The organism is Metallibacterium scheffleri (genome assembly GCF_002077135.1).
In the GTDB taxonomy this organism is placed as follows: Bacteria; Pseudomonadota; Gammaproteobacteria; order Xanthomonadales; family Rhodanobacteraceae; genus Metallibacterium; species Metallibacterium scheffleri.
The window spans coordinates 894,016-920,466 of sequence record NZ_LDOS01000001.1 but is presented as its reverse complement, the minus strand read 5'-3'; the positions used below and the strand labels follow the sequence as shown (position 1 = coordinate 920,466).

Genomic DNA, 26,451 nt, shown 5'->3' with positions numbered 1-26,451 from the left:
CGTGAGCCACGGCCGCAGCCTGTTGCAATCATTGACACGGCGCCCGCGCGAATGTGACGCGCATCGCATCGATCGGTCAATTGTCGTATCCGGCAATCTTCTCCGTGACACATCGTTGCCTGCACAAGGCACGGTTGGGGCCGCTGCTGATCACGTGCCTGCCGCTGGCGGTCCACGCGCAAGGACCGATCACGCCGCATGCCGAAGCGCGGACAATGGCCGCGTCACTACGTTGGCCCATGAATCCGCGGACAGAATCGAGGCGCTTGATGCCGTCGCGCCATACGGCCGGCGGCCTGCATGACCCGCACCTCGAGCGCATCAAGGGCACAACGGACACCCTCGACCGGATCCTCAGCCCGCTGCGTTGACACCGGGGCATGGCATCGCGCGCAGCGTGACGGGAGCGTGTGTCTCGACCCGCCGCGGTGCGCGCGCCATACTCGCGCGCCCCGGATGCATCGGCCACGCCGCATGACGCTCGTCACATTCATCGCCTGGCTGACCGTGATGGTGTTCGACACCGGCGGCCAGCTCGCCTTCAAGGCTGCCGCCAATCGGGGCGGCGGCGATGGCATGGCGCACTGGCGCGCGATGGCAGGCGAGCCGTGGCTGTGGCTGGGCCTGCTCTCGTTCATCGCCGAGTTCGTGGCGTGGCTGGCGTTTCTGTCGCTGGTGCCGCTGGCTGAGGGCGTGCTGCTGGCCACGCTCAACATGGTCACCATCATGCTCGGCGGACGCTGGCTGTTTGGTGAAAAGCTGACTCCGCGACGACTGCTGGGCGTGGGTCTGATCGCCGCCGGCGTGATCCTGGTAGGTGTCGGATGAAACCGCGCTGGCGTTTCTATCTGATCGGGTTTCTGGTACTGATGGGCTTCGACACGCTCTCGCAACTGTGCTTCAAACTGGCTGCCCTGCATGCCGAGCCCTTCGCCGCGGATCCCGCCTGGCTGCTGCGCGTGGCCGGCTCGCCGTGGGTGTACGGCGCCATCGCCGGTTATCTCGGCGCCTTCGTCACCTACATGAGCCTGCTCAAGCACGCGCCGGTGGGGCCGGCGTTCGCCGCGTCGCATCTGAATGTGGTCAGTGTATTGATTCTCTCGGCGTGGTTGCTGCACGAGCGCCTGAGCCTGCCGGAACTGGGCGGTGCCGTGTTGATCGTGCTGGGCATCCTGGTGCTGGCCAGCGCCGAACAGCACGACGGGCGTGCGCCGGGAGATGCGTAAGCGCTGCGCGCGAGGGCCGGATGGGTGGCGCGCGGCACCGGATGAAAGAATGCAGACAACGATGAGCCCGATCGACCCGCGCACGCATGACGAGCTGCCGCCTACCGCCGGCCTGCCGGCGCGGCTGCGCGATTTCCTGCCGCCGTGGCGTGGCGGTTTTGCCGCGCAGGCCGCGGCATGGCTCGACACCGACTGGGCGCTGCTGACCTGCTCGGGCACCGCCGCGCTGTGGATCGCTCTGGACGCATTGAAGACGCTGGCGCCCGAACGCCACAGCGTGGTGATTCCTGCCTACACCTGCCCATTGGTGGCTGAGGCCGTGCTGCGCGCCGGACTGCGGCCGCGACTGTGCGATACCGCGCCCGGGCATTTCGATCTCGACACGCAGGCACTGGCCGGCTTGTGCGACGCGGACACGCTGGCCGTGCTGCCCACGCATATGGGCGGGCGCGTGGTGGATGTCGGCGCCGCGCAGACCATCGCCGCGCGCGTGGGCGCGTTCGTGATCGAGGACGCCGCCCAGGCGTTTGGCGCACGTGCGCCCACGTCAACCGGGGCACTCGCCAGCGTCGGGTTGCGCGGCGATGTCGGCTTCTTCAGCTACTCGGTGGGCAAGGGGCTGACGCTCTACGAAGGCGGGCTGCTGATCGCGCGCGACGCGCGCGTGCGCGCGGCGCTGGAGCTCAGCGAGCGCCGTCTGGTGCATGGCGGCGCGGGCTGGAATCTGCGCCGCGCGATCGAGCTGCTGGGCTACGCCCTGCTATACCGGCCACGCACGCTTGGATTGGTCTATGGAGCGCCGCTGCGACGCGCACTGGATCGCGACGACGTGATCGCGGCGGTGGGTGACCGTCCGCGCCACGATATTCCGCTGCATCGCGTGGGTCGGCTGCGGCAAAGCGTCGGGCGACGCGAACTGGCGCGCTATCGCGCCCATCTGGCGGTGGGTCATGCCCATGCCGCCGCGCGGGCCGCGGCGCTGGCCGCGCTGCCCGGTGTGCGCGTGATGCGCGATATGCCCGGCGCGATCGGCGTATGGCCCTACCTGCTGCTGGAACTGCCCGATGTGGCCACGCGCGACGCCGCACTGCGCCTGCTGTGGCGACGCGGCCTGGGCGTGACGCGCCTGTTCGCGCATGCACTGCCGGATTACCCGCAACTGCGCGGCCGCATCGAATCAGCGGCGCTGCCCCACGCGCGTGCATTTGCCGCGCGCACCCTTACCCTGGGCAACAGCGCGTGGCTTGACGACATGCGATTCGAGATCGTGCGCACGACGCTGCAAGGCGTGCTGGCGCAAACTGGATGCGCGCAGCGCGACTGCCATGGTGCCGCCAGCGCGGGTCACGGAACCCCTGCAGCCAGCGCCAGTCCAAGCCAGGCAAGCGCAGAGTCAGGCGGCGGCGGATAAACTAAGCCTATCAAATCTTGCGGTTTCGTAATGTTGCGACCCGGCTCCAGTCAGGATCGCAATGGCACAGTAGCTACTGGATCTTCCCCACACCTTACCTTCGCGATGCCCAAACAAGTCGACTATTTGCTGCCCGGCGGACGCCACGGCGTATTGCTGATCCATGGTCTCACCGGCACCCCGGCGGAGATGCGTTTCGTGGCCAAGGGCCTCAACCGCCGCGGCTACACGGTGTACGCCATGCAATTGGCTGGACACTGCGGCAGCGTCGAGGATCTGCTCGCCACCGGCTGGCGCGACTGGGCCGCCAGCGTGCGCGAAGCCGCCGCCAAGCTGGGCGCGCAGGTGGACAAGCTGTTCCTCGGCGGCCTGTCGATGGGCGCGCTGCTGGCGCTGAACTACGCGTTGGAGCAACCCGATTCGGTGCATGGCCTGGCACTGTACGGCACCACGTTCCGCTATGACGGCTGGGCGGTGCCGGCCATTGCCAAGCTCTCGTTCCTGCTGCCCTGGGTGGTGCCGCTGGGCATCGGCCGCAAGCGCAGCTTCACCGAGGTTTTCCCCTACGGCCTGCGTGACGAGCGCATGCGCAACCGCATCGTCGGCGCCATGTTCGGCGAGGACTCCAGCGCCGCCGGCCTGCCCGGCAACCCGTGGCCCTCGCTGGCGGAGTTGTATCGTCTGGCGCGGCATGTGCGCGCGCGCCTGCCGCAGATCCACACCCCGGCGCTGGTGGTGCACGCCACCGAAGATGACGTGGCCAGCCTGCGCAACGCGCGCGTGGTGATGGATCATCTCGCCGGTCCCAGCGAGTTGCTGGAACTGCCCGAGAGTTATCACATGGTCACCCTGGACGGTGAGCGCGAACGCGTCATCGAGGGTTCGGCGGGGTTCTTCCAGCGCGTGCTGCGCGGCGAGTCCACACAGCACGCCGGGATGCCGTTGCAACACCTGCGCGCGGTCGGCGCCGACTGAAAAGCCATGCGCTCCGGTATGCTTCAGGGCAGCGCCGGCAGCCCGCCGCGCACCTGGTCAGGAGTATCCGTCTCATGAGCGACAACGTCGCCGACACCATCTTCGACATCATCGCCAAGGAAGCGAACATCGAGCGCGGCAAGATCACGCTGGAATCGACCCTCAAGGATCTCGAAATCCAGTCACTCGACGCAGTGCAGATCCTGTTCGAGATCGAGGATCACTTCAAGATCACCATGCCGGATCGCGACCCCAATTTCGATACCGAATCGGTCAAGGGCCTGGTCGATACCGTGCACAAGCTGCTCGCCGCGCAGGCCGCCACGCCACCGCCCAGCAACGGCTGAGGCGACCATGCGCAGAGTCGTCATCACCGGCCAGGGCGCGGTCACGCCTCTCGGCGCGGATGCTGCGGCCACATGGCAGGCGCTCGCCGCCGGCCGCTCCGCGATCGCGCCGCTGCAATCGGTGCCGCGCGAAGGTCTGCGCGCCGGCAATGCCGCCGAGGTACGCGATTTCGATCCGCTGCGGCACTTCGACGAAAAGCGCCTGGTCCTGCTCGATCGCGTCAGCCAGTTCGCGCTGGTGGCCGCGCGCGAGGCCGTCGCCCAGGCCGGCCTCGAATTCCGCACCAGCGGCATGGGCGCGCGCGCGGGCTGCATCATCGGCACCGGCGCCGGCGGCGAACTGACGCATGACGCAGCCTCGCAGCGCCTGTATGCCGAGGGCAACCCGCGTCTGCATCCGCTGACCATCGTGCGCGCGATGTACAACGCACCGGCCAGCCAGATCAGCATGGAATTCGGACTCACTGGGCCGGCGTTCGCGGTATCCAGCGCCTGCGCCTCCAGCAACCATGCGCTGGCCCAGGCGCTGGGTGCGATCCGCTCCGGCCAGGCCGACATCATGCTCGCCGGAGGCACCGAAGCCTGCCTGTCGCAAGGCACCCTGCGCGCATGGGAAGCCATGCGCGTGCTTTCCGACGACACCTGCCGGCCGTTCTGCAAGCAGCGCCGCGGACTGGTGCTGGGCGAAGGCGCGGCGGTGTTCGTGCTGGAGGAATACGCGCATGCGCGCGCACGCGGCGCGCCGATCCTGGCCGAATTCGCCGGCGCCGGCATGAGCAGCGATGCCGGCGACATCGTGTTCCCCAAGGTCGAAGGCGCCGCCAGCGCCATGCGCAATGCGCTGGCCGACGCCGGCCTCGCAGCGCAGGACATCGGCTACATCAACGCGCACGGCACCGGCACCCCGGCCAACGACCCCACCGAGACGCAGGCCATCCACGCCGTGTTCGGTGAACACGCGCGCACGCTCATGGTGAGCTCAACCAAGTCCATGCACGGCCACGCTCTGGGCGCGGCCGGCGCGCTGGAGCTGATCGCCGTGATCGGCGCGCTGCGCGCGGGCGTGATCCCGCCCACGGTCAACTTTCTCGACGCCGACCCGGCCTGCGATCTCGACTACGTGCCCAACCAGGCGCGTACGCAGCGTATCGGTGCCGCGCTCAGCAATTCGTTCGCCTTCGGCGGTCTCAACGCGGTGCTGGCCCTGAAGCGCGCGGACTGAGTGCATTCGAAACGGCAAGACTCTTCGGTGAACGGCCAGATTGCTGGGGCTCGTCATCCCGGCACAAGTTGCGCGTCATCCCCGCGCAAGATGGCCAGATCGCTTGGGCTCGCCATCCCCGCGAAGGAACGTCATCCCCCGAATGCTTGTGTCGGGGACGGGGATCCAGCAGCTTTCAGTGCACAACAAAGGCACTGGATGACCCGCTTCGCTGTTGAGAAACGCTTCCCGCGTGCGCGGGGATGACGACAGCTGGGTGTTGCCCGGATTTCCGACTCCAGAGCAGGAAGCGCTTCCTGCGCCTGCCTTCGCCGAGAGCAGGATTGGCGCGGGAATGACGGCCTGATCATTCTCGATACTGGATCGCGATCGCGCAGGATTTGCCCTGCGCGCAACCGCGCCGCGCTCAGTAGGCAAACTCGCGGAACACCGGGTCCACGCTGCCGCCCCAGGCGCCGTGGAACAGTTCCAGCTTGCGCTCGGCCGGGGTCTGGTTGGCCAGCGCGAATTCGATCAGCGGTTCGATGAAGTGCGCTTCGTCGGCGCCTTTGCCGTTGCGGCGCGCGCGCCGCTGCAGGCCGGCCCGCGCGATTTGCAATGCCTGCAACGCCAGTTCGCGCACGCTGGCCTTGCGGAACGCCAGTTTCAGCGCCTGCCGCGGCACGCCATCGCGCAGTGCGTGGCGCTCGGCCAGGCTGAAATCCTTGACCAGATCCCAGGCCGCATCCAGCGCCGTGCCGTCGTACAGCAGCCCCACCCAGAACGCCGGCAGCGCGCACAGGCGATTCCACGGGCCGCCGTCGGCGCCGCGCATCTCCAGATATTTCTTCAGCCGCACCTCGGGGAAGGCCGTGGTCAGGTGATCGGCGAAATCGCGCAAGGTCGGCAACGCGCCGGGCAGATCGGGCAGCTTGCCGGCGAGGAAATCACGGAAGCTCTGCCCGGCCAGATCGATGTAGCGCCCGTCGCGGTAACTGAAATACATCGGCACATCGAGCAGGTAATCGACATAGCGCTCGTAGCCGAAACCGTCGGCGAACACGAAGTCGAGCATGCCGGTGCGATCGGGGTCGGTGTCGGTCCACACCTGCGAGCGGAACGACTGGAAACCGTTGGGCTTGCCCTCGGTGAACGGCGAGTCGGCGAACAGCGCGGTGGCGATGGGTTGCAGCGCCAGTGCCACGCGGAACTTCTTCACCATGTCCGCCTCGGAGGCGAAATCCAGGTTCACCTGCACGGTGCAGGTGCGGGTCATCATGTCCAGGCCCAGGTTGCCCTTCAGCGGCATGTAGCGGCGCATGATCGCGTAGCGGCCCTTGGGCATCCACGGCATTTCGTCGCGGCGCCACTTGGGCTGGAAGCCCATGCCGAGAAAACCCATGCCCATGGGTTCGGCGATGCCGCGCACTTCCTCCAGGTGCTCGTTGACCTCGCAGCAGGTCTCGTGGATGTCGCGCAGCGGCGCGCCGGAGAGTTCGAGTTGTCCCGCAGGTTCCAGCGTGATCGACGCAGCGTCGCGCAGCAGGGCCACCGGCAGATCGCCCTCGCGCACGATGTCCCAGCGGTGGCGCGCGGCGATGCCTTCGAGCAGCGCGCGGATGCCGCGCTCGCCAGCATACGGCGGCGGCCTGAGGCCATCGATATAGAACCCGAACTTCTCGTGCTCGGTGCCGATGCGCCAGTCGTCGCCGGGCTTCTCGCCGCTGGCGATGTAGTCCACGAGCATGCGCGGATCGGTGATGGGCGTGTCGGGCGCGATGCTGGGGATGGACATGCTGCGGCCTCGAACAGTCGGGCATGGAGATATGGGGCGCCAGCGTCGCTTTGCAAGCGTTTCGCAAGCTTTCAGCGCGGCACGGCGTAGGCGCGCGCGTCGCTGCGCCAGTCGGGCGTGGCGCGGATCGCCGGCAGCACGTCTGCGGGCGTCGGCACACGCTGCCACATCGCCGCGTGCTCGGGGTTCATGAAGCGCGCATCGATGAGCCGCTCGAGATACGCGGTCAGCGGCGCGAACAGGCCATCGGTATCCAGCAGCACGATGGGTTTGAAGTACAGCCCAAGGCGCTTGAGCGTGATCGCCTCGAACAATTCCTCCAGCGTGCCGCAGCCGCCGGGCAGCGCGACCACGGCATCGGACTCGGACAACAGACGGTGCTTGCGCTCGCGCATGTCCTCGACGTACTGCATGTTGAAGGTGCCATTGCCGCCTGCCGGCGTGCCCGGACCCGCGCGCCAGCCGGCGCTGCCCTGCTCCATGCGCAGACCCTGCGCGTCCAGCGGCGCGGCGTGCGCCTTGCCCGGCCAGCCCCATTCCAGATCGGCCATGAAGCGCGGCAGCACGCCGACGACCTCGCCGCCGCGACTGAGCGCGCCCGTCGCCAGGGCACCCATCGAGCCGGACGAACCGCCGCCATACACCACCGTGCAGCCACCCTCGGCGAGCAATTCACCCAGACGCTGCGCCGCCACGCGAAAACTTGCCGAGGCCGCGTCGCTGGAAGCGCAATACACACACACCCGCATGATTGATTCCTGCGTGGACGATCCTTGAGCTTGGCGCGCGCCGCGCATGCGTTCAACCCGATCGGCGGGCAAGCTCACGCGCTGAGTAATCTGATCGAGCGTGCCAGGCGGTACCGTGGGCACGCGGCAAGCATCGACTCAAGTCCATTCGTTGGGAAAAAAGCGCCGGCTGTGCGCCGGCGCTGAAGTGACACCACCTTGGTTCGATCAGGTCGCGGCTTGGCCGCGGTTGGATCAGATTCTGATGTGCACGCCCATCTGGAAGTAACGCCCGATAATGCCTTCCTGCTGGTAGGTCGGATTGTAGTTGAGCGCGGCGTAGTCGAGAGGGTCGAAGCCTGGGCCGCGATTCATCACGTTTTCGATGCCGCCAAACAGATCAATGTTATGCGTCAGGTGGTAGCTTCCGTTGAGGTTGATGTAGGTAAATGACGGCACGGTGCAACTTGCGGGCAGGTTGGCACCCGTGAGGGTTGTGGAGTCACACGCATAGTTTCCGCCGTTCGTATCAGGTGTGGTCATGTACAGATGGCTGACGTAGTAGATCGAAGCCGTCGCCGACCAACGTCCATTGGTGAGCGTGTTGGACCACGAGGCACGCCATTTCGGAGTGCCCGCACCCGAGGACAGGTTGTAGGGACCTTGCGTGCCCACGAATTGCAGGTAGCCTTGGCCGCGATTTTCCTTCCAAGTCAGAATATCCGTCGCATTGAAATCACTGATCCAACGCAGCCCGTAAGGCAAGTTGAAATGCGCGTGCAGGTTAACATCCACGCCTTTGGTCAGCACTGCGTACGCGTTGTAATATTGGCCAGCCACCGCGATGGGTCGCAACGGCGCGTTTGGGTACAACGGGTCCGGGTTGTCATAAACAATGGAGTAACCTGGCGGTACAGGCTGGCCACTGAAGTACGCGTTTATTGGGATGCCTGCATTAGGACCGGCAATGACGTTCCGCTCTTTGATCTGGTAGTAATCGATCGTAGCACTGAGGTTGGGCAGCGGCTGCAAGATCGTACCCAGCGTCCAGCTGGTGGACGTCGTGGGTTTGATATTGGGATTGGCAATAGATTCGATAGCGAGGGAATACGGCTGCACGTATATGTCGCCGTGGTGTGCTGCGATCATGGACGCCGGCAGTGGAGGCACTGTAATATATCCGACGTTTGCATTGTTCGTGACCGACTCGGCAAAGCTGGGCGCGCGAAAGCCCTTGGAGAAGGTGCCACGGAAGGCGATTTGTTTGAATGGTTGCCATTTGAAGCCGGCTGCCGGCGAGAAATTGCTACCGTAGTCGGAGTAATCATCAAAGCGCGCCGAAACGTTGGCAGTCAGAGAATGCAGCAAAGGCATCTGGAACTCGCCGTCCACCGCCCCAACATTATGCGAACCAATCGCGATCGTGTTGCCCAAGCCCAATGCCTGATTACCTGGATTGAGGGCCGGCTCATACTGAGCGTCATGGCGCACACTTGCACCCAAGCCTATCGAGCTGCGCCCGCCCGGCATGCGCCACAGGTGCCGCGACGCCGAAATCGAGAATTCAGCCAAATCCGTGGTGGCCGTACTTGCCAGCGTTGGCGACAAAGCAGCCAGCGTTGCTGGAGAATTGGATGCCGGGTTGACAAAGTTGTAAGCGCCGGTCTGAACATCGCTTTCCAATTGCGCAATATTCAAGAAGCCATAGAAATTCTCGGTCAACGAAGTGTGGTTGAGTACGGCGGCCGTGTTCCATCGCCACGCCCCGTAATAGCCATGCAAATCACCGACCAAGCGCATATTGTGATTGACGTAGTTGAAGCTGCCGAAGCCCGGCAGATCGCCGAAGGCGTAGTTTATCAGCGCGTACTGGCCCTGCGCCGCGAACGGATCGTTGGGATTAAGCTGACCATTGGTCAGCACCGGCGGCAGTGCGATGCTGGTGGTAGTGACTGGGGATGTATTCTGGATTTGCGCTGGTGCCGACTGATCTACTGTTTGAACCTGAACCAAACTGGCATTGATGTAGCCAGTAGTGTTGTCGTTGATCTTGAAGGTGACGCGGCCGTCAACGGCGTAACGGGTAATCTTCGGTGCCGCCTCGTTATATTGGCCTTGGAAGTTCTGCGTGCAATAGCTGCCTGTACCAGCGGTCGTGGTGGCCGTGGAACCCGGACCGCAAGGCCGCAGCGGTTGGTACAGACCGCCGGGGATCAGTTGGCCGGTTAGCAAATCGCCTGGCACACCGAGTGTGGCCGGTGCTACTGCGCCATAAATCGATCCCGAGCCCGGCGCTTGGCCGCCAATGCCATTGTTACCGCCGAGCGAGGACAAATTGTTGGTGTTGAACGGGAAGCCGCGCTGGCTCAGAAAAACCGGATTAATCTTCTGATACTCGATGTCGATGTACTCGTTGTGGCCATTGCGCTCCAGGCTACCGGCGCCAGCCATGAAGTTGGCGCGGGTCATGGTGCCGCCTCCCTGCTGCGAAGTGCCCATCTCACCGCTGGCTTCCACACCATGATAGGTGTGGTACATGATGATGTTGACGACACCACCGATCGCGGACGAACCATAGATCGACGAGGCGCTATCCTTCAGCACCTCGATGCGCTCGACTGCGTTCAGCGGAATCGAGTTGAGATCGGTGAACGAGCGCCGTCCGTCGTCATCAAGCGCGTAGGGCGCGGTGCGCTGGCCGTCGATCAGCACCAGGGTCGAGTCGGCTTTGAGGCCGCGCAGGGCCACACCTGATGCGCCCGCGGCGAAGCCGAGCGTGAACGCGTTCGGGATCGTGCCGCTGTTGTCAGCGCTGATCGAGCGCACGACTTGCGACACCGAGGTGAAACCGCTGCGCCGGATCTGCTGGGCGGTGATTATCTGCACCGGCGCCGGCGTCTCCACGTCGATCTGCGGAATCAGCGAGCCGGTGACCATGATGGTCTTCAGGCGTTCGACTTTTTTCGGTGGGGCCGGGCTGGTCGTATTGCTGGTGGTTTGCGCGAGCGCCGCGCCGGACGAGAGCGCCAGCGCCAGCCCGATGAAAAGCGAAAGCTTGTTGTGTGTGAGCTGCGGTTTCATGGGGTACCCCGTAGTGTGCAGTGACAATAGAAAGCGGCACGCACCTGTGGTGACGCGCCTGCCACGCGGGGATTCGGAAACATGGGCCGCGCTGCCTGCGCTGAATCCCGCGATCACACAAGGCTAACGCGCGTTTCACGCTGGCGAACCAGGGAGCCGGCAGCTGTATTGAAACAGTATGCGGGCCGACGTTAAGTCGCAATATTCAGCGCGGGCTGCCCCGGACCCGTGTGCGAACTGCTCTTGGGCCGCTGCGCTCAAGGCGCCGTGCCGGCCTGCGGCCTGACTGGATCCCCGCATCCGCGGGGATGACGACATCGAGTCATGCGCTCAAGGCACCGATCCGGCTGGCGCCATGCGCGGCACACGATCAGGCACGCCTTGCGCGTCGCAGGCGCCGAGCCGGCACAGTTCGGCTTTGAGTCGCGGCGTCTGCTGCGCGATCAGATGGAAGATGGCGTTCTGCTCGAACTCGCCGTGGAAGGCGCGCGCGCCGGGGCCGCGCGCCCAGATGCCGACATCCTCGCCGCCGTGGGTTTCATTCTTCAGCGGCACGCTGGCTTCCTGCAGATAATCGGGATCGCGGGTTTGCGCCGCGCCAAGCTGCGGACGCCCGTGCTCGATGTCCCGCGCCGCGCCGAAGAAATGCGGGAATCGCTTGGCGCCCTCGGGCTGGCGATCGCTGGCGCCGCTGTAACCGGGGCCATTGGCGAAACCCAGTGTGGTGTAGGGCTGGCCCAGCGCATCCAGCGCCGGGCCTGGGTTCTGCGGCACGTCGTTGCTGTCGGTGGCGCCGACCACCACGCCGAGGATGTCATTGCCGCGTCTGGGGTAACCGGCGAAGGTCAGCGTGTGGCTGTGATCGGCGGTGACCACGATCAAAGTGTCGCTGCCGGCGCTCAAGCGCACGGCCTCGGCCACCGCCTCGGCGAAGGCGCGGGTTTCGTCCAGCGCGCGAAAGGCGTTGCCGGCGTGCAGGGCGTGATCGATGCGCCCGCCTTCGACCATCAGGAAGTAGCCCTTGCGCTCGCGCTGCAGAATCGCGATGGCCTTGCCGGTCATCTGCGCCAGCGTGGGTTCGTCCAGCTGCATCTGCCGGCGGTCGTGGTCGTATTCGAGATGCGAGGGATTGAACAGGCCCAGCAGCCGCCGCGTGCGGCGCGGATCAACGGCGGCCAGTTCGCTGGCATTCCATACATAGCGGCTGTGCGGCAGCGCCAGCCATTCCGCGATCAGGTTGCGGCCGTCCAGACGCTGGCCGACCATGCCCGCGCGCTGCGGGTCCGGCTGGCCGGCGGGCATGAATTCGGTACGCCCGCCACCCAGCGCCACATCGAGCAGGCCGGCGCGCGCGTTGACGATGAGTTGCGCGGCGAAATCGGTACAGCCGGCGGCGCGCGCCGCGGGCGGCAGGTCGGCATCCACTTCCCAGTTGCGCTCGGGGTTATGGCCATAGGTTGCCGCCGGCGTGGCGTGGGTGATGCGCGTGGTGGTGACCACGCCGGTGGCCATGCCGGCGCGGCCGGCGAGATGCAGCGCCGTGACCAGCGCCGCACCCTGCGCGCTGGCGCAGTCGCCGCGACGTGCACGCTGGTCGATGCCGATGAAGCCGGCCCGGGTCTTCACTCCGGTCATGATCGCGGTCATGGTGCCAGCCGAATCAGGCGTCTGCTGGTTGGTTTCGTAGGTGCGGCTGAGCGCGGTGTAAGGAAACTGCTCGAAACTCAGTCGATGGCTCTCGCCATCCACGCCCAGTTTCTGCCCGGCATAGATATGCGCGGCGGCCACGGTGGTAAAGCCCATGCCATCGCCCAGAAACACGATGACGTTGCGCGCGCGCTGCGCACCGCCGGCCTCGCGTATGGCCTGCCGCGCAGCCTGTGCGCCCGCCGCGAACCAGCCTTGCGGGGTTTCCACACGTGCGCTGCGCGCGGGCGGCGCGGCGTTTGCCACGGTCGAATACAGCAGCACACCGCCCACTGCCAGCAGGCCGAGACCGATAGCCAGAGCAAGGCGCAGACGCGTCGACAATTGCATGGGGTCATCCGTGAATTCTTACGAATCGTAAGAGTATGCCCGCCAACGGACGACCGCCATATGACAGAAGTCGCCGAGGCCGCGTTCAGCGCGCGATGAAAATGCGCGCCGGGCAGTTGCCGCGGCGCCCGGCCATGAAGCTCGCGGGTTCCGGGAATTGCGCGAGGCGGTCGCTGCGGATCGTCATCCACGCCTGCACCAGCACGTCCTCGCGTCGCGCGCCGGGCCGGCGCCCGCAACGCAGCTCCAGCGCCACACTCGAAGTGAGCTTGAAGCTGTGCTGAAACGCCTGGAGCAATGCGGCGCGGCTGACCGTGCGGCCGCGCTGCGCGCGCATCCACGCGGTGAAGGCATTGGCGTTGACGGCATCCAGCAGCTGCAACGCCCGGGTGAAGAATGGCGCCGGCTGAAAACCCAGGCATTGCGCATGCTTGAAGTATTCGTGACGATCCAGGCACGTGGCCGCGGCCGGCATCGCCACCGACAAGCGCGCATGCAGGCGCGCCGGCAGGTGCAGCGGCGCGTTGCTGCACGAGCGTTGTGGAATAGCGTGGTCCGGCCGGTACCAGTAGCAGCCGTAGCGCCACCAGGTGGGATCGGGCATGTGCCGCGCCTGCAGCTCGACCGGCGTGCTGGCCCACAGGCCGTGCAGGCTCCACTGCCGGCTGCGCACAGCGCCGGGCGCACGCGTGGCGCAATCCGGGCCGGCCAGTTCGTCATGCGCGAGACAGGCGCCCGGTTCCCACAGCAGGGCAAAGGTGTAGTGGCCAAAACGCAGGCCCGGCTTGCCGTTGGGCGCGGGATTGAACGCAGGTGCGGCGGCGGAGTCATCGGCATGCGCGGGCACCGCGCCGAACAGCGGCAGGCCCGTCAACAGCGCGGCGAGCATGAGGACGCGGAACTGGGGTGGCAGGCGCATCGAAGGCTCCGAAGACAAGGTGATCGGGCGCGCAAGGTAGCGCAAAACCGTGACGCCATCTCCGCGTCTTTGCCATCCCCGCGCCGACACATGGAGGCGACGGATTGCAGGCAAGCACCTATAAACTGCGCGCATGGCCAAATCCCGTCCCCCGCGCCGTCAGCCGGTGATCGCGCATGCCGCGCAGCGCACGCGGCGCAACGGCGGCACGTCGACGCCGCGCCCGGCCGACGCCTCGGCGCGCTCGACGCGTGTACTCGACACGCTGTTGCGCGCGCTGCCCGCGCGCTGGCGCGACCCGGCACGCGACTATCTGGTGCTGATGCGCATGGACCGCCCGATCGGCGCGCTGCTGCTGCTGTGGCCAACGTGGTGGGCGCTGTGGCTGGCGGCCAAGGGCACGCCGCCGCTGGGCATCTGGATCATCTTCACCGTCGGTGTGTTCCTGATGCGCGCGGCCGGTTGCGCGATCAACGACTACGCCGACCGCACGCTCGATCCGCAAGTGGCACGCACCGCAGGTCGCCCGATCGCCTGCGGACGCATCGCGCCCAGGCGTGCGCTGCGCCTGTTCGTCGTGCTGCTGGCGCTGGCGTTTCTGCTGATACTGCTGACCAACCGACTGACCATCGAACTCAGCTTCGCCGGTGCCGCGCTGGCCGTGCTGTATCCATTCACCAAGCGCTGGACCAGCCTGCCGCAGGTGGTGCTGGGCGCTGCTTTCGGCTGGGCGATTCCGATGGCTTTCGCCGCGGTGCAGGGCACGGTGCCGGCGCTGGGCTGGCTGCTGTTCCTGGCCAATATCCTGTGGAGCACGATCTACGACACCGAGTACGCCATGGTCGATCGCGATGACGACATCAAGGCCGGCGCGCGCTCCACCGCGATCCTGTTCGGCGACGCCGACCTGCCCATCCTCGGCGTGCTGATCGCGGGTTTCGCGCTGACCCTGGTGATGATCGGCACGCGCGCGGCGCTGGCGTGGCCGTGGTACGCCGGCATCGCGCTGGCGCTGGCGCAATTCGGCTGGCAACTGTGGATGATGCGCGCGCGCGTGCCTGCGCAATGCCTGCGCGCATTCCGCCAGAACAACTGGCTGGGCATGACCCTGTGGGCGGGGCTGGTGCTGGCACTGGCGCTGCATTGACGCGATGATGCCGCGCCATCGCACTCTCCGGGCCTGCCCGTGATCGGACGCATCCGCCGTTACTTCAACGACCTCGAGGATCGCCAGCGCATCGCCATCGCGCTGGCCAAGGGCGCGCGCATGGCCGCGCGCCGCATCGATCCGGGCGATCCCGCGAGCTGGGAGTTCGCGGCCTTCAGCCAGAACGGCGAGGACGGCGTGCTCGATGTGCTGCGCAGCCAGTTGCGCGAGTGCAACCGGACGTTCCTTGAGATCGGTGCCAGCGACGGCATCGACAACAACACGGCGTGGCTGGCGATCGCCGAAAAATACGGCGGGCTGATGATCGAGGGCGATGCGCGCAAGTCGGCGCGCGCGCGGCGCCTGTTGCCCGGCTATGCGCTGGCCATCGACTGCGTGGCGATGTTCGTCACCCGCGCCAGCGCGACGGACATCGCCGCGCGCGCGCTGCATGCCGACCCGGACGTGTGCTCGCTGGACATCGACGGCAACGATTACCACATCGCCGCCGCGCTGCTCGATGCCGGCTTGCGGCCCAAGATCTGGGTGGTCGAGTACAACGCCGCGTTCGGCCCCGAGCGCCGCGTCAGCGTCGTCTATGACGACGCCTTCGACTTCACCGCCGCGCATCCAAGCCAGCTTTACTACGGCGTGTCCATCGCCGGCTGGCGCGCGTTGTTCGCGCAGCGCGGCTACCGCTTCGTCAGCGTCGAGCGCAACGGCGTCAACGCGTTCTTCGTCGACCCGGCCTGCTTCGCGCCGGCGTTTCTTGATGGCATCCGCGGCCTCGACTACGCCGAAAACCGCTTCCAGTTGCACAAGTTTCGCGCGCCGTGGAGCGAACAATTCCAGCGTATCGCCGACCTGCCGCTGATCGAGATCTGACGCGCGTACTCAGCGTGCGACCGGCGCGCGCGCCAGCGCCCACACATCCACGCGCGCAACGCCGGCACGGCGCAGCACGCGCGCGCACTCGGCCAGCGTGGCGCCGGTGGTGAGCACGTCATCGAGCACGGCCACATGGGCGGGCGGCGCGTAACCCGTCGCCAGCGCAAAAGCGCCACGCACGTTGCGCCGCCGTGCGACGCGATCCAGCTCGGTTTGCGCGGCGGTGGCGCGCGTGCGCCGCAAGGCGCGCGCATGCACGGGAATCTGCAGCGCCCGACCCAGCGCGCGCGCCAGCTCCAGCGCCTGGTTATAGCCGCGCCGGCGCAGCCGCGAGACATGCAGCGGCACCGGAATCAGCGCGCCGGGCAGCGCGCTCGGTGGCGCCTGCGCCAGCCACTGGGCGGCCAATGCACGCCCGGCGGCGAGATCACCGCCAAACTTGAAGCGCGCCTCCAGCACATCCAGCGGCCAGGCGTAACGCAACGGCACCCACGCAACATCCCACGGCGGGGGATGTCTGAGGCAGCGTCCGCACAGCGGCGCCGGCATTGGCAAGGGTTCGGCGCAGCGCGCGCAACAGCTTGCGTTGCGCGGCAGCTCGGCGCGGCACGCCGCGCACAGGCCAGCGTCGTCCGCCGCCGCGCCGCACAGCAGACAACGCGGCGGCATCAACAGGTGTTCGGCGCGGCGCAATCCGTCAACCGCGCGCGTCAGTACTCGGTTGACAGACATGGGCTCCCCTCGCAGACTCGCCGCCACTGTATCGCGGAGCCTGGGCATGGCCGAATTGCGCCACGAGTGGACACGCGCCGAGGTATTGGCGCTGTTCGAGCTGCCATTCAACGATCTGCTGGCGCGTGCGCATGCGACGCATCGCGCGCATCACGATGCCAACGCGGTGCAGGTGTCCACGCTGCTGTCGATCAAGACCGGCGGCTGTCCCGAGGATTGCGCGTATTGCCCGCAGGCTGCGCGCTACGACACCGGCGTGCAGGCGCACAAGCTGATGTCGGTCGAAGCCGTGCTGGAACGCGCGCGCGCGGCCAAGGCCGCCGGCGCCAGCCGCTTCTGCATGGGCGCAGCGTGGCGCGCGCCCAAGGACCGCGAAGTGGCGCAGGTGGCTGCAATTGTCTCTGCGGTGAAGGCGCTGGGCTTGGAAACCTGCGCCACGCTGGGCATGCTCAGCGGCACGCAGGCGCACACGCTGAAATCGGCGGGGCTGGACTACTACAACCACAACCTCGACAGCGCGCCGGAGTTCTACGGCGAGATCATCCACACGCGCCAGTACCAGGACCGCCTCGACACGCTCGAACAGGTGCGCGCCGCCGGCATGAAGACCTGTTGCGGCGGCATCGTCGGCATGGGCGAGACGCGCGCGCAGCGCGCCGGCCTGCTGCAGGTGCTGGCCACCCTGCCCGAGCCGCCGCACTCGGTGCCGATCAACCAGCTGGTGCAGGTTCCGGGCACGCCGCTGGACGGCACCGCGGCGCTGGACCCATTCGAGTTCGTGCGCACGATCGCCGTGGCGCGCATCCTGATGCCCGCCTCGATGGTGCGGCTGTCGGCCGGTCGCGCCGGAATGAGCGACGAGCTGCAGGCATTGTGTTTTTTCGCCGGCGCCAATTCGATCTTCTACGGCGAGAAACTGCTGACTACCGGCAACCCCGACGTGACCCACGACCAGGCCTTGTTCGCGCGACTCGGCCTGCATGCGTTGCCTGGCGACACCGAAGGCCACGTTGGCGAGCACGCGCACATCGATCTCGACGCCGAACCGGTCTGCCGCGCCGGCGCATGCGGCTGCGGCGCAGCGGCCTGAAGCCGCGCGCCGCGAGCACGACGATGCGCGCCGACTTGCTGCAGCGCGCGGCCGCGCGCCAGCAGGCGCGCGCCGAGGCCGGCCTGCTGCGCCGCCTGCGCAGCGTCACTGCAACGACCGCGCCGTGGATCGTGCTCGACGGCCGCCGCCTGCTGTCGTTCGCCAGCAACGACTACCTCGGCCTGGCCGGACACGCGCAGGTGCGCGAGGCGCTGTGCAGCGCCGCTGCACGCTGGGGCGTCGGCGCCACCGCCGCACACCTGCTCGGCGGGCACCGCGCGCCGCACGCCGAACTCGAGGCCGCGCTGGCGGCGTGGACCGGGCGCGAGCGCGCACTGCTGTTCGCCACCGGCTACATGGCCAACCTTGGCGTGCTCGATGCGCTGCTGCAATCCGGCGATGTGTGCGTGCAGGACAAACTCAACCACGCCAGCCTGCTCGATGGCGCGCGCCTGTGCGGCGCCGAGCTGCGCCGCTATCCGCATGGCGATGTCGATGCCGCCGCGCGCCAGCTCGCGGCGTGCCCGCACGCCGCCGCGCTGCTGGCCAGCGACGGTGTATTCAGCATGGACGGCGACGTGGCGCCGCTGGCGCGACTCGCGGCGCTGGCGCAGCAGCAAAACGCCACGCTGCTGATCGACGACGCGCACGGTCTGGGCGTGCGCGGCGCACAGGGTGCCGGCAGCGTGGCGCAGGCCGGGCTGGATGCACGCCAGGTACCGATTCTGATGGCGACCCTGGGCAAGGCGCTGGGCACGCAGGGCGCCTTCGTCGCCGGCGACGCTGTGCTGATCGATGCGCTGACGCAATTCGCGCGCGCGCATGTGTATTCCACCGCGCCACCGCCGGCACTGGCCGCGGCGACGCTGGCCGCGTTGCGCCTGGCGCAACAGGGCGAGCACCTGCGCGCGCGGTTGCAGGCGCGGATCGCGCAACTGCGCAGCGGCGCGGCCGCGCTGGGTCTGCATCTGCTGCCATCGGACACGCCGATCCAGCCGCTGTGGCTGGGCAGCGCCGTGACCGCGCAGGACTGGTCGAGCGCGCTCGAAGCGCGGGGATTCCACGTGCCGGCGATCCGCCCGCCGACCGTGGCGCAAGGTCAGGCGCGGCTGCGCATCGCGTTGTCGGCGGCGCACGGCGAAAGCGATGTCGAACGTCTGCTGGATGCACTCGGCGCGTTGCGGCAGCATCATGCGCAACCCGCGCCGGATGCCGGCGCATGAGCCGTACTTTCCCGCATGAGTGATATGTCCATCGCCACCAGCGGCCGGGGTCCGACACCGCTGGTGCTGATCCACGGCTGGGCCATGCACGGCGGCATCTTCGCGCCGCTGCTCGATGCACTGGCCGACGACTTCACCGCGTACGCGGTGGACCTGCCCGGCCACGGCCACGCGCGCGACAGCACGCTGCCACTGCAGCCGGATGCGGTGTGCACCGCGCTGCGCACGCGCGTGCCGACCGGTGCGGTCTGGCTGGGCTGGTCGCTGGGCGGCCTGTTCGCGCTGGCCGCGGCGCGCGATGCCGTGCTGGCCCCGCGCGCGCTGGCGCTGCTGTCGTCCACGCCGCGTTTCGTGCAGGCGCCGGACTGGCCGCAGGCCATGCCGCTGGCCGAATTCGACGCCTTCGCGCTGGCGCTGGTCGCCGACTACCGCGCCACGGTCAACCGCTTCCTGACATTGGAAGTGCTGGGCGATGTCGGCGCGCAAGCCGATCTGCGCAGCCTGCGCCAAAGCGTGTTCGCGCGCGGCGAACCCGACCCCGCGCACTTGCGCGCAGGGCTGGATCTGCTGGCGCGCAGCGACCTGCGCGGCGCGCTGCCCGCGCTGGCGCAGCCGGCGCTGTGGCTGGCCGGGCGCCGTGATCGGCTGGTGCCGCCGGGCGCGCAGCGCGCGGCGGCGGCATTGATGCCGCACGCCACGTTCGTGGAACTGGCGCACGCCGCGCACGCCGGCTTCATCGGCCACGCGGGTGAAGTCGCGGCGGCGCTGCGCGCGCTGGCGGAGCGCGCCGCATGAGCGAACGCTTCGATCTGGATGCGCGCCAGGTACGCCGCGCGTTCGCGCGCGCGGCTTCGATCTACGAGCAGCACGACGCGCTGCAGCGCGAAGTGGGTGCGCGACTGCGCGAACAATTGGGCCTTCTCGATGCGTCGCCACGGCGCATCCTCGATCTCGGCGCCGGCACGGGTCTCGGTGCCGCGGCGCTGGCGCGGCATTATCCCGGCGCGCACGTCGTCGCGCTGGACCTGGCCCTGCCCATGCTGCGCGCCGCGCGCCGTCATGCCGGGTTGCGCGGCCGTCGCTATGCGCGCGTGGCCGGTGATGCGCTGCAGCTTCCATTCGCCGATGGCGTGTTCGACTTGCTGTACTCGAACCTGTGCATCCAGTGGCTCGCCGATCCGCGTCCGCTGTTCCTCGAGCTGCTGCGCGTGCTGCGCCCCGGCGGATTGCTGCTGCTGTCCAGCTTCGGTCCGGACACGCTGCGTGAGCTGCGCGCCGCCTGGGCCGCGGCCGATGGCACGCACCCGCACGTCTCGCGCTTTCTGGACATGCACGACCTGGGCGACGCCGCGCTGGCCGCCGGCCTGCGCGATCCGGTGCTGGGCTGCGAACACCTGACGCTGACCTACGCCGATGTCGGCAGCCTGCTGCGCGAACTGAAAGGCCTCGGCGCCACCAACGCCGACGCCGGACGTGCGCGCGGCCTCACCGGCAAATCGCGCCTGGCGCGCATGCAGGCGGCCTATCCGCGGCAAGCGGACGGCCGCATCGCCTCGAGCTGGGAGATCGTGTACCTGCACGGCCACGCGCCGCGCGAAGGCGAACCGCGGCGCACGCCGCAAGGTCAGGAAGCCACGTTTTCGCTGGCCGCGCTACGCACGCTGCGCCAGGACAACACTGGCGGCATGCACCCTGCGGCCAGCCGGCATGAAGTGGCGCGCGACGCTGCTGCGTGGCGGCGCGATTTGCCGCCGCGCGCGCCCGCCAGATAGGCTTGCTGCACTGTGGCAGGGGCCACAAGGGGAAAGCTATGGACGATCGCAGCGCACTGGTTCGCGACCTCAGCCTGCCGCTGGCCAGCGGCAAGGGCTGGGTCAAGTTCGTGGGCATCATCAACATCATCGTCGGGGCGTTTTACGCACTCAGCATCATTGGCCTGATCTTTGCCTGGATTCCGATCTGGATGGGCGTGCTGCTGGTGCAATCCGGCAGCGCCATCGAGCGCGCGCAGATGGCCGGCGATGAGTCCGCGCTGCGCATGGCGCTGGACAAGCTGCGCGTGTATTTCATCATCCAGGGCGTGCTGTTCATCATCAGCCTGGCATTGATGGTGCTCGGCTTCGTGATGTTTTTCGGCGTGCTGATGGCGGCGATTGCCAACCACAACATCTACGGCATGTAGCATGCACTGCATGCCCCGGTGCCCCGCGCAACAGCTTGGAGCGGCGGGGCATGGTGCATCACACCATGCGCTTGAGCGTATCGTCACCGCGAAAGCTGTGGTGCCACAGCGCCGCGGCGATGTGCAGGCCGATCACCCAGTAGAAAATGTCGCCGAGATCCTCATGGATCTCCTTGATGCTGTGCCCCAGCGCCAGATGATCGGGCGCGATGAACAACGGAATCGCCAGGCCAAACGGCAGGTTGATCGCGTGACCACCCAGTTCGACAGCGGCGATGCCCAGCAGCGGCTGCACGATCAGGAACGCATACAGCAGCACGTGCGTGAGCTGCCCGGGCACATGCAGGTGACGCGGCAGCGCCGGCGTGATCGCGGGCGTGCCGCGGCGCACGCGCAGCATCAGCCGCGGCCAGATCAGCAGCAGTACCGCGAGACCCGCCGCGAAATGCGCTTGCAGCATCTGCGCACGCGCGGCATCGCCACGCGGCAGCCAGCCCTTGATGTTGATGAATGCGTAGGCCAGCGCCACGCAAGCGAACACCAGCCAGTGCAGTGTGCGCTGGGCACGCGAATAGCGCGCACGCGCTGCTTGTTCCGGCACAGGCTGTCCCGCCACGGGGTCCATCGATGCCATGCGCAAATGCTCCAGGTCGAAAGCGCGCCAGCGTAACAGCGCGCGCGCGCCGTCCGCACAGCCGCACGACTACCCGCGCCTTACCGTTTGGTAAGGCACCGGATCACGTCATTGCTGCGCGTAACGTTGCCATGCCGGCAGGCGCGCGGCGGCATCGCTGCTGCGCAGCGGATTGATGTCCAGCCCGCCGCGACGGGTGAAGCGCGCGAAGACCGTCAAGGCCACGCAAGCACCATGCTGCATCAGGTCCAGCCAGATGCGTTCGACGCACTGCTCGTGGAATGCCGCGTGCTCGCGGTAGCTGACCAGATACGCCAGCAGCGCCGCGTGATCGAGCGCGGGCCCGGCGTAGTCGACCACCACGGTGGCCCAATCCGGTTGCCCGGTGACCGGGCAATTGGAGCGGAACAGCGCGCTGTGCAGGGTTTCATGCACGCGCCCCGCCGACGCGCGGCGCAGCAGTTGCGGCTGCGGCGGACCATAACTCGCCGGCGCGATCTGCAACTCATCCAGCGCCTCGCCGGGCGCGGCATGCAGGCGCAACCGCCCCCACACCGCGGACTCCAGCAGCGCCACCTGGACCGTGTCGCCGGCCGCGACTGCGAGATCCTGCGCGATGCGCGCGCGCACCGCATCCGCGTCGGCCATGCGTTCGCCGGCATAACCGTTGAGGTACAGCTTCAGCGATTTCGATTCGATCAATCGCGCCGACGCCGCGGACACGCGCAACTCGGCCAGTGCCTGTACCGGCTTGCCGTGCACATCCAGCCACGACAATTCGTAGCAGCCCCACAAATCCTCGCCGTGAAACGGCAACGGCGCATGCGGCGCGAGGCCAAGGTCGGCGCGCATCGCGGCGCGCGGGATCGGCGCCAGCACGGCGGCATCGACACGGCGTGGCCAGGCGGCAACCGGCTTGCCCAGCGCGGTGGGTTCGTAGGGATTCATGACCAGCGACAGGTGCGGCGCCCGATTGCGCCCGCGCATTGTAGGTGACGCGCCGGCACGACGCGGAGCTCAGTCGTCGGCTTGCGCATCCGCGAACGGCACCGGGCGCGCGAAGTGATACCCCTGCATCTGCTCGCAACCGCGCGCGGCCAGCCAGCGCCACTGCGCCTCGGTTTCGACACCCTCGGCAACCACGCTCAGGCCAAGATTGTGGGCGAGCTGGATGATCGATGCGCAGATCAGCGCATCGTCGCGGTCAGTGAGCACGTCGCTGACGAATGAGCGGTCGATCTTGAGCTTGTCCACCGGAAACCGGTGCAGATAGCCGAGACTGGAATAGCCGGTGCCGAAGTCGTCGATGACGATGCCCAGGCCCAATTGCTTGAGTTGCTGCAGGGTCGCCTCGGCCTTGCCCGGATCGGCCATCAGCGCGCTCTCGGTGATTTCGAGTTCCAGCAATGCCGGTTCGGCGCCGCTGACCGCCAGCGCGTCGCGCACCTCGCCCACTAAATCGCCCAGCATCAATTGCTGCGTGGAGACATTCAGCGCCACCTTGCAGCCATGCGCCGCCATGCCCTGCAACTGATGCTGACGCCTGCAGGCCTCGTTCAATACCCAGCGCCCCACCGGCAGGATCAGACCAGACTCCTCCAGCAACGGCACCAGCACATCCGGGCTGCGCAGGCCATCGGGTCCGCGCGGCCAGCGCAGCAGCAGCTCGACGCCGACGATGGCGCCGCTGACGCCGTCGTGGATGGTCTGATAGTGCAGCGCCAGCTCGCGCCCGGGATCGCTGCCGCGCAAGCGCGAGATCACCGCCAGACGCTGCCGTGCCACGTCGTGCAAGTCCGCGCTGTAGGTCACGCTGCGGTTGCGACCCAGGCGTTTGGCCTCGTGCATGGCCGCGTCCGCCGAGCGCATCAGTGCTTCGCTGTTGTCGCCGTGCTCGGGCGCCAGCGCCACGCCGATGCTGCAATTGAGTTGCTGCAGCGTGCCCTGCACTTCGATGGGCTGGCGCACGCCATCGCTGATGCGCTCCAGCACATCCTGCAGTTGCGTGCTGGCCCGTGGCACCAGCGCCACGAACTCGTCGCCGCCCATGCGCGCCAGCAATATCGCATCGGGCAGCGCGCCGCGCAGGCGCGCGCCCAGCTTGCGCAGCAGCTCGTCGCCGCTGGCGTGACCCAGCGCGTCGTTGATCAACTTGAATTGATCCAGGCCCAGGTGCACCAGCGCCAGCGGCTCGCGCAGCAGCATTGCGTTGGCACCGAGCAGCAGCGCGCGGCGATTGGGCAAGCCGGTGAGCTCATCGCTCAGCGCCTGCTGCTGCAGGCGCTCCTCGGCGCGGCGCTCCTCGCTGATGTCCTGCTGAATGCCCACCCAGTGGCTGAGACCGTGCGCGTCGCGAACCGGCGCGATGCGCAGGCGATTCCAGAACAGGCTGCCGTCCTTGCGGTAATTGCGCACCACGACGCTGGCCGGATTGCCGTCGGCCAGTGCCTGATCCAGCTCGCGCAGCCCGGGCTGATCGGTGTCATCCCGATACAGGAAGCGCGCGTTGCGGCCGATGACGGTTTCCGCAGGATAACCGGTGATGCGCGTGAACGCGGGGTTGACGTAAACCAGCGGCAGGTCGGAACCGCGCGCATCGCTGATGACCACGCCATTCTCCGCGGCCTCGACCGCGCGCTGCAGCAACCGCGCCTCGGCTTCGGCGCGCACCTGGCGACTGATATCGCGCGCGACCATGTACCAGGTGTCGCTGCGCGCGCGCACGAACGCCAGCTCCAGCCAGATTTCCGGCATGCGCCCACGCAAGCGGCAATCGAACGCCTCGCTCGCGGCGCCCTGTGGCAGGTCCAGTACCGCCGCACGCATGCGCGTGCAGTGCGCATCCTCGATGTAGTCAGCCAGCGGCACGGTGGCGCTCTCCTCGGCAAGACCCAGCTGGCGGCGCAGCGCGGCATTGGCCTGGATGATGCTCATCCGCTCATCGAGGATGCCGAAGCCATCGGCGGACAGTCGGAAGAACGCCACGCGCTCCTGCTCGGCCGCGACCCGACGGCGCTCGGCACCCAGATCGCGCATCAGCACCTGCACGCCGCCGACCTCGCTGCCACGAAAATCGGCGATCTGCAGCTGCCCGTCGAATGTGCTGCCATCCAGGCGACGCACCCTGCATTCGAGTGTCTGGGTCGGCGTGACCGCAGGTGCCCGGCAAGCGGCTGCAGCGGCGGGCTCGAACAAGTCCTCCACGGTCATCGCGCCCAGGCTGTCGAGCGTATTGCCCTTCAACAGCAGTACTGCCGCGGTGTTGGCCATGCGCACGTGTCCATCCTGCAGCACCAGCAGCGGCACCGGCATCTGTTCGACCAGCACGCGATAGTTTTCCACGCGCTGTTGCAGCTCTCGCTGCGCGTTCGCCTCGCGGCTGCGGTCGTGCATGCCACCGACCATGCGCACGGCGTGGCCTGCCGCATCGCGCAGGATATAGCCGCGGTCGCGCACGTCGAGGAAACGGCCATCCATGTGCCGATAGCGATAATCCTCCTGCCACTGCTCCTGCTCGCCGCGCAGCGCCGCCGCGAAGCTGGACTCGACGCGGGCGCGGTCGTCGGCATGGATGCGCGCGGTCCAATCCGCGAGGTGCGGCGTGCCCATTGCGGCGTCGTAGCCGAACAAGGCGGTGTAGCCCTCGTTCCACCACAGCGTGCCGGCGACGATATCGAAGTCCCAGATGGCATCGTGCGATGCGCGCGCGACCAGGCGCAGGCGCGCTTCGCTGTACTCAAGCGCCGCGCGTGCCAGCTCGGCCGCGGTCACATCCAGCAGCATGACCATGCGCGCACTGTGGCCATCGAACAGGATGTCCTGGCCGAACACGCGACAGCGCAACGGCGCGGCGTCCTTGCGCTGCATGGCATACACGCCAACATCGGCGTGATCCGGACTGCTGCTGGCGATATGCCGCGCGAAGCGCGCGCGCTCTTCCATGGCCAGCATGTCGGAGGCGCGCAACGCCAGCATCTCGGTGCGCGTGTAGCCGGCCATTTCGATCGCCGCGTCATTGACCGCCAGGATGCTCAGCGTGTCGCGCGCATAAACCGCCATCGGCATCGGATTGCGATCGAACAGATAGCGGTATTGCGCCATCTGCTGCTGCTCGCGCCGACCCGCCTCGACCAGCGCGCTGACATCGCGCACGGTGCCGCGCATCACGCGCCGGCCATCGCTGCGCGTGTGCAGCTCGCCGTGCTCATCCAGGGTGCGTATGCCGCCATCGCCGCGCGCGATGCGATAGCGCACATCCAGCGCCGCTCCGGTGTGCAGGCTGTGCTCGCGCAGCGCGACCAGGCGCGGCTGGTCTTCGGGATGCACGCGGCGGATGAAATCGGCAAGGCTGCCGTCAAACGCGTCGCGATCGATGCCGAACAGCGCCAGGGTGGCGTCCGACCACACCAGATAGCCCAGCGCGATGTCGTATTCCCAGTAGCCGATGCCGGCCATCTTCTGCGCATCGACCAGGCGTTGCAGTTCGTGCGTCTGCGCGCGCAATCGCGCGCGTGCACGCAGCCACAGGCGCGACAGCCACAGGATCGCGAACGCGGCGAGCAGCAGTGCGCCGACGCTGGCAACGATGTCAGGCTTGGCCAGGTTCATGCGCGATGGCGTTGCCACGCGCCGCGCAGGTTCACGCCAATCGTCATGTGCAGGCCATGCGCGGACCGCAGCAAACGCACCGGCAGGCCATGATCGTGCATGCCATCTCCAGATCGCAGCGGCGGCGCATGCCGTCCCGATGGAATTTATACTCAATCAGTAGAAAACTGAACCCCTCGCCGCGACATGCGTTATTGCATCAACGCGCTGACAAGCACGATGTCGGC

The 26,451-nt window shown here is 67.6% G+C and carries 23 protein-coding genes; 14 read left to right on the top strand and 9 right to left on the bottom strand.

The genetic code is table 11. The annotated features are described in order from the left end of the window. The first annotated feature begins 53 nt into the window (after nucleotides 1-53). The 7 genes from Mschef_RS04085 to Mschef_RS04055 all read left to right on the top strand — a co-directional run bounded on the left by Mschef_RS04085 (nucleotide 54) and on the right by Mschef_RS04055 (nucleotide 5,181). Nucleotides 54-371: a hypothetical protein gene (locus tag Mschef_RS04085; RefSeq protein WP_081126525.1), complete on the top strand. Its 318-nt coding sequence runs from the start codon at nucleotides 54-56 to the stop codon at nucleotides 369-371. 103 nt (nucleotides 372-474) lie between these two features. Next, the gene (locus Mschef_RS04080) at nucleotides 475-828 is read left to right on the top strand and encodes a DMT family transporter (protein ID WP_081126524.1); all 354 of its coding nucleotides are present in this window, start codon (nucleotides 475-477) and stop codon (nucleotides 826-828) included. Next, on the top strand, nucleotides 825-1,226 hold the full coding sequence (locus tag Mschef_RS04075; protein ID WP_081126523.1) for a DMT family transporter: 402 nt from the start codon (nucleotides 825-827) through the stop codon (nucleotides 1,224-1,226). The genes Mschef_RS04080 and Mschef_RS04075 overlap by 4 nt, the downstream gene beginning before the upstream one ends. 61 nt (nucleotides 1,227-1,287) lie before the next feature. After that, a complete protein-coding gene (locus Mschef_RS04070) occupies nucleotides 1,288-2,637 on the top strand; it encodes a DegT/DnrJ/EryC1/StrS family aminotransferase (protein WP_081126522.1) in 1,350 nt (449 codons plus the stop codon). A 105-nt stretch (nucleotides 2,638-2,742) separates the two neighbouring features. Further along, nucleotides 2,743-3,612 carry an alpha/beta hydrolase gene (locus Mschef_RS04065; RefSeq protein WP_081126521.1) on the top strand — a complete coding sequence of 290 codons (870 nt, stop codon included), beginning with the start codon at nucleotides 2,743-2,745 and terminating at the stop codon, nucleotides 3,610-3,612. A gap of 74 nt (nucleotides 3,613-3,686) precedes the next feature. After that, nucleotides 3,687-3,959, top strand: coding sequence for an acyl carrier protein (locus Mschef_RS04060; RefSeq protein WP_081126520.1), 273 nt, complete (start codon nucleotides 3,687-3,689; stop codon nucleotides 3,957-3,959). A gap of 7 nt (nucleotides 3,960-3,966) precedes the next feature. Continuing rightward, a complete protein-coding gene (locus Mschef_RS04055) occupies nucleotides 3,967-5,181 on the top strand; it encodes a beta-ketoacyl-[acyl-carrier-protein] synthase family protein (protein WP_081126519.1) in 1,215 nt (404 codons plus the stop codon). 406 nt (nucleotides 5,182-5,587) lie between these two features. On the opposite strand, the gene Mschef_RS04050 is transcribed toward Mschef_RS04055, so the two are convergent. The 5 genes from Mschef_RS04050 to Mschef_RS04030 form a co-directional block, all read right to left on the bottom strand. Then, nucleotides 5,588-6,955, bottom strand: coding sequence for a glutamate--cysteine ligase (locus Mschef_RS04050; protein WP_081126518.1), 1,368 nt, complete (start codon nucleotides 6,953-6,955; stop codon nucleotides 5,588-5,590). Between the two features lie 71 nt (nucleotides 6,956-7,026). Next, nucleotides 7,027-7,704, bottom strand: coding sequence for an LOG family protein (locus Mschef_RS04045; RefSeq protein ID WP_081126834.1), 678 nt, complete (start codon nucleotides 7,702-7,704; stop codon nucleotides 7,027-7,029). 234 nt (nucleotides 7,705-7,938) lie between these two features. Next, nucleotides 7,939-10,764, bottom strand: coding sequence for a TonB-dependent receptor plug domain-containing protein (locus Mschef_RS04040; RefSeq protein WP_081126517.1), 2,826 nt, complete (start codon nucleotides 10,762-10,764; stop codon nucleotides 7,939-7,941). A gap of 330 nt (nucleotides 10,765-11,094) precedes the next feature. Continuing rightward, nucleotides 11,095-12,801 carry an alkaline phosphatase gene (locus Mschef_RS04035; protein WP_081126516.1) on the bottom strand — a complete coding sequence of 569 codons (1,707 nt, stop codon included), beginning with the start codon at nucleotides 12,799-12,801 and terminating at the stop codon, nucleotides 11,095-11,097. Nucleotides 12,802-12,886: 85 nt separating this feature from the next. Next, the gene (locus tag Mschef_RS04030) at nucleotides 12,887-13,720 is read right to left on the bottom strand and encodes a ribonuclease T2 family protein (RefSeq protein WP_197686714.1); all 834 of its coding nucleotides are present in this window, start codon (nucleotides 13,718-13,720) and stop codon (nucleotides 12,887-12,889) included. 133 nt (nucleotides 13,721-13,853) lie between these two features. Here Mschef_RS04030 and ubiA point away from each other — a divergent pair, with 133 nt between their 5' ends. Then, nucleotides 13,854-14,867, top strand: coding sequence for a 4-hydroxybenzoate octaprenyltransferase (gene ubiA, locus Mschef_RS04025; protein ID WP_081126515.1), 1,014 nt, complete (start codon nucleotides 13,854-13,856; stop codon nucleotides 14,865-14,867). Nucleotides 14,868-14,906: 39 nt separating this feature from the next. Next, complete coding sequence (locus tag Mschef_RS04020; RefSeq protein WP_081126514.1) at nucleotides 14,907-15,752, top strand: hypothetical protein; 846 nt, start codon at nucleotides 14,907-14,909, stop codon at nucleotides 15,750-15,752. Nucleotides 15,753-15,761: 9 nt separating this feature from the next. Here Mschef_RS04020 and Mschef_RS04015 read toward each other — a convergent pair whose 3' ends face one another. Next, nucleotides 15,762-16,487 carry a ComF family protein gene (locus Mschef_RS04015; protein ID WP_081126513.1) on the bottom strand — a complete coding sequence of 242 codons (726 nt, stop codon included), beginning with the start codon at nucleotides 16,485-16,487 and terminating at the stop codon, nucleotides 15,762-15,764. 46 nt (nucleotides 16,488-16,533) lie between these two features. Between Mschef_RS04015 and bioB the strand changes: the two genes are divergently transcribed. From bioB to Mschef_RS03990, 5 genes are read left to right on the top strand one after another with little or no spacing between them, the layout of a single operon-like run. Further along, nucleotides 16,534-17,577: a biotin synthase BioB gene (bioB, locus tag Mschef_RS04010; RefSeq protein WP_081126512.1), complete on the top strand. Its 1,044-nt coding sequence runs from the start codon at nucleotides 16,534-16,536 to the stop codon at nucleotides 17,575-17,577. A 23-nt stretch (nucleotides 17,578-17,600) separates the two neighbouring features. Beyond that, nucleotides 17,601-18,800 carry an 8-amino-7-oxononanoate synthase gene (gene bioF / locus Mschef_RS04005; RefSeq protein WP_081126832.1) on the top strand — a complete coding sequence of 400 codons (1,200 nt, stop codon included), beginning with the start codon at nucleotides 17,601-17,603 and terminating at the stop codon, nucleotides 18,798-18,800. Nucleotides 18,801-18,824: 24 nt separating this feature from the next. Continuing rightward, the gene (gene bioH / locus Mschef_RS04000; RefSeq protein WP_081126511.1) at nucleotides 18,825-19,595 is read left to right on the top strand and encodes a pimeloyl-ACP methyl ester esterase BioH; all 771 of its coding nucleotides are present in this window, start codon (nucleotides 18,825-18,827) and stop codon (nucleotides 19,593-19,595) included. Further along, nucleotides 19,592-20,572, top strand: coding sequence for a malonyl-ACP O-methyltransferase BioC (gene bioC / locus Mschef_RS03995; protein WP_081126508.1), 981 nt, complete (start codon nucleotides 19,592-19,594; stop codon nucleotides 20,570-20,572). The genes bioH and bioC overlap by 4 nt, the downstream gene beginning before the upstream one ends. Before the next feature lie 38 nt (nucleotides 20,573-20,610). Next, nucleotides 20,611-20,982 carry a DUF5362 domain-containing protein gene (locus Mschef_RS03990; protein WP_081126506.1) on the top strand — a complete coding sequence of 124 codons (372 nt, stop codon included), beginning with the start codon at nucleotides 20,611-20,613 and terminating at the stop codon, nucleotides 20,980-20,982. A 58-nt stretch (nucleotides 20,983-21,040) separates the two neighbouring features. Here Mschef_RS03990 and Mschef_RS03985 read toward each other — a convergent pair whose 3' ends face one another. The 3 genes from Mschef_RS03985 to Mschef_RS03975 form a co-directional block, all read right to left on the bottom strand. Next, the gene (locus tag Mschef_RS03985; protein WP_242426438.1) at nucleotides 21,041-21,616 is read right to left on the bottom strand and encodes a cytochrome b; all 576 of its coding nucleotides are present in this window, start codon (nucleotides 21,614-21,616) and stop codon (nucleotides 21,041-21,043) included. Between the two features lie 108 nt (nucleotides 21,617-21,724). Continuing rightward, nucleotides 21,725-22,564 (bottom strand): NADPH-dependent 7-cyano-7-deazaguanine reductase QueF, encoded by an 840-nt coding sequence (gene queF, locus Mschef_RS03980; RefSeq protein WP_081126503.1) that lies wholly within the window; start codon nucleotides 22,562-22,564, stop codon nucleotides 21,725-21,727. A 69-nt stretch (nucleotides 22,565-22,633) separates the two neighbouring features. Continuing rightward, nucleotides 22,634-26,224 (bottom strand): sensor domain-containing protein, encoded by a 3,591-nt coding sequence (locus Mschef_RS03975; RefSeq protein WP_081126500.1) that lies wholly within the window; start codon nucleotides 26,222-26,224, stop codon nucleotides 22,634-22,636. Nucleotides 26,225-26,451: the final 227 nt, after the last annotated feature.

What these genes read in the sequence shown, in the direction of transcription:
- Mschef_RS04060 (WP_081126520.1), top strand. Translation starts at nt 3,687, where the DNA reads ATGAGCGACAACGTCGCCGACACCATCTTCGACATCATCGCCAAGGAA.
- Mschef_RS04035 (WP_081126516.1), bottom strand. Translation starts at nt 12,801, where the DNA reads ATGCAATTGTCGACGCGTCTGCGCCTTGCTCTGGCTATCGGTCTCGGC.
- Mschef_RS04080 (WP_081126524.1), top strand. Translation starts at nt 475, where the DNA reads ATGACGCTCGTCACATTCATCGCCTGGCTGACCGTGATGGTGTTCGAC.
- Mschef_RS04075 (WP_081126523.1), top strand. Translation starts at nt 825, where the DNA reads ATGAAACCGCGCTGGCGTTTCTATCTGATCGGGTTTCTGGTACTGATG.
- bioC (WP_081126508.1), top strand. Translation starts at nt 19,592, where the DNA reads ATGAGCGAACGCTTCGATCTGGATGCGCGCCAGGTACGCCGCGCGTTC.
- ubiA (WP_081126515.1), top strand. Translation starts at nt 13,854, where the DNA reads ATGGCCAAATCCCGTCCCCCGCGCCGTCAGCCGGTGATCGCGCATGCC.
- Mschef_RS04065 (WP_081126521.1), top strand. Translation starts at nt 2,743, where the DNA reads ATGCCCAAACAAGTCGACTATTTGCTGCCCGGCGGACGCCACGGCGTA.
- Mschef_RS04050 (WP_081126518.1), bottom strand. Translation starts at nt 6,955, where the DNA reads ATGTCCATCCCCAGCATCGCGCCCGACACGCCCATCACCGATCCGCGC.
- bioH (WP_081126511.1), top strand. Translation starts at nt 18,825, where the DNA reads ATGTCCATCGCCACCAGCGGCCGGGGTCCGACACCGCTGGTGCTGATC.
- Mschef_RS04040 (WP_081126517.1), bottom strand. Translation starts at nt 10,764, where the DNA reads ATGAAACCGCAGCTCACACACAACAAGCTTTCGCTTTTCATCGGGCTG.
- bioF (WP_081126832.1), top strand. Translation starts at nt 17,601, where the DNA reads ATGCGCGCCGACTTGCTGCAGCGCGCGGCCGCGCGCCAGCAGGCGCGC.
- Mschef_RS04015 (WP_081126513.1), bottom strand. Translation starts at nt 16,487, where the DNA reads ATGTCTGTCAACCGAGTACTGACGCGCGCGGTTGACGGATTGCGCCGC.
- Mschef_RS03990 (WP_081126506.1), top strand. Translation starts at nt 20,611, where the DNA reads ATGGACGATCGCAGCGCACTGGTTCGCGACCTCAGCCTGCCGCTGGCC.
- Mschef_RS03975 (WP_081126500.1), bottom strand. Translation starts at nt 26,224, where the DNA reads ATGAACCTGGCCAAGCCTGACATCGTTGCCAGCGTCGGCGCACTGCTG.
- Mschef_RS03985 (WP_242426438.1), bottom strand. Translation starts at nt 21,616, where the DNA reads ATGGCATCGATGGACCCCGTGGCGGGACAGCCTGTGCCGGAACAAGCA.
- Mschef_RS04070 (WP_081126522.1), top strand. Translation starts at nt 1,288, where the DNA reads ATGAGCCCGATCGACCCGCGCACGCATGACGAGCTGCCGCCTACCGCC.
- Mschef_RS04045 (WP_081126834.1), bottom strand. Translation starts at nt 7,704, where the DNA reads ATGCGGGTGTGTGTGTATTGCGCTTCCAGCGACGCGGCCTCGGCAAGT.
- queF (WP_081126503.1), bottom strand. Translation starts at nt 22,564, where the DNA reads ATGAATCCCTACGAACCCACCGCGCTGGGCAAGCCGGTTGCCGCCTGG.
- Mschef_RS04055 (WP_081126519.1), top strand. Translation starts at nt 3,967, where the DNA reads ATGCGCAGAGTCGTCATCACCGGCCAGGGCGCGGTCACGCCTCTCGGC.
- Mschef_RS04030 (WP_197686714.1), bottom strand. Translation starts at nt 13,720, where the DNA reads ATGCGCCTGCCACCCCAGTTCCGCGTCCTCATGCTCGCCGCGCTGTTG.
- bioB (WP_081126512.1), top strand. Translation starts at nt 16,534, where the DNA reads ATGGCCGAATTGCGCCACGAGTGGACACGCGCCGAGGTATTGGCGCTG.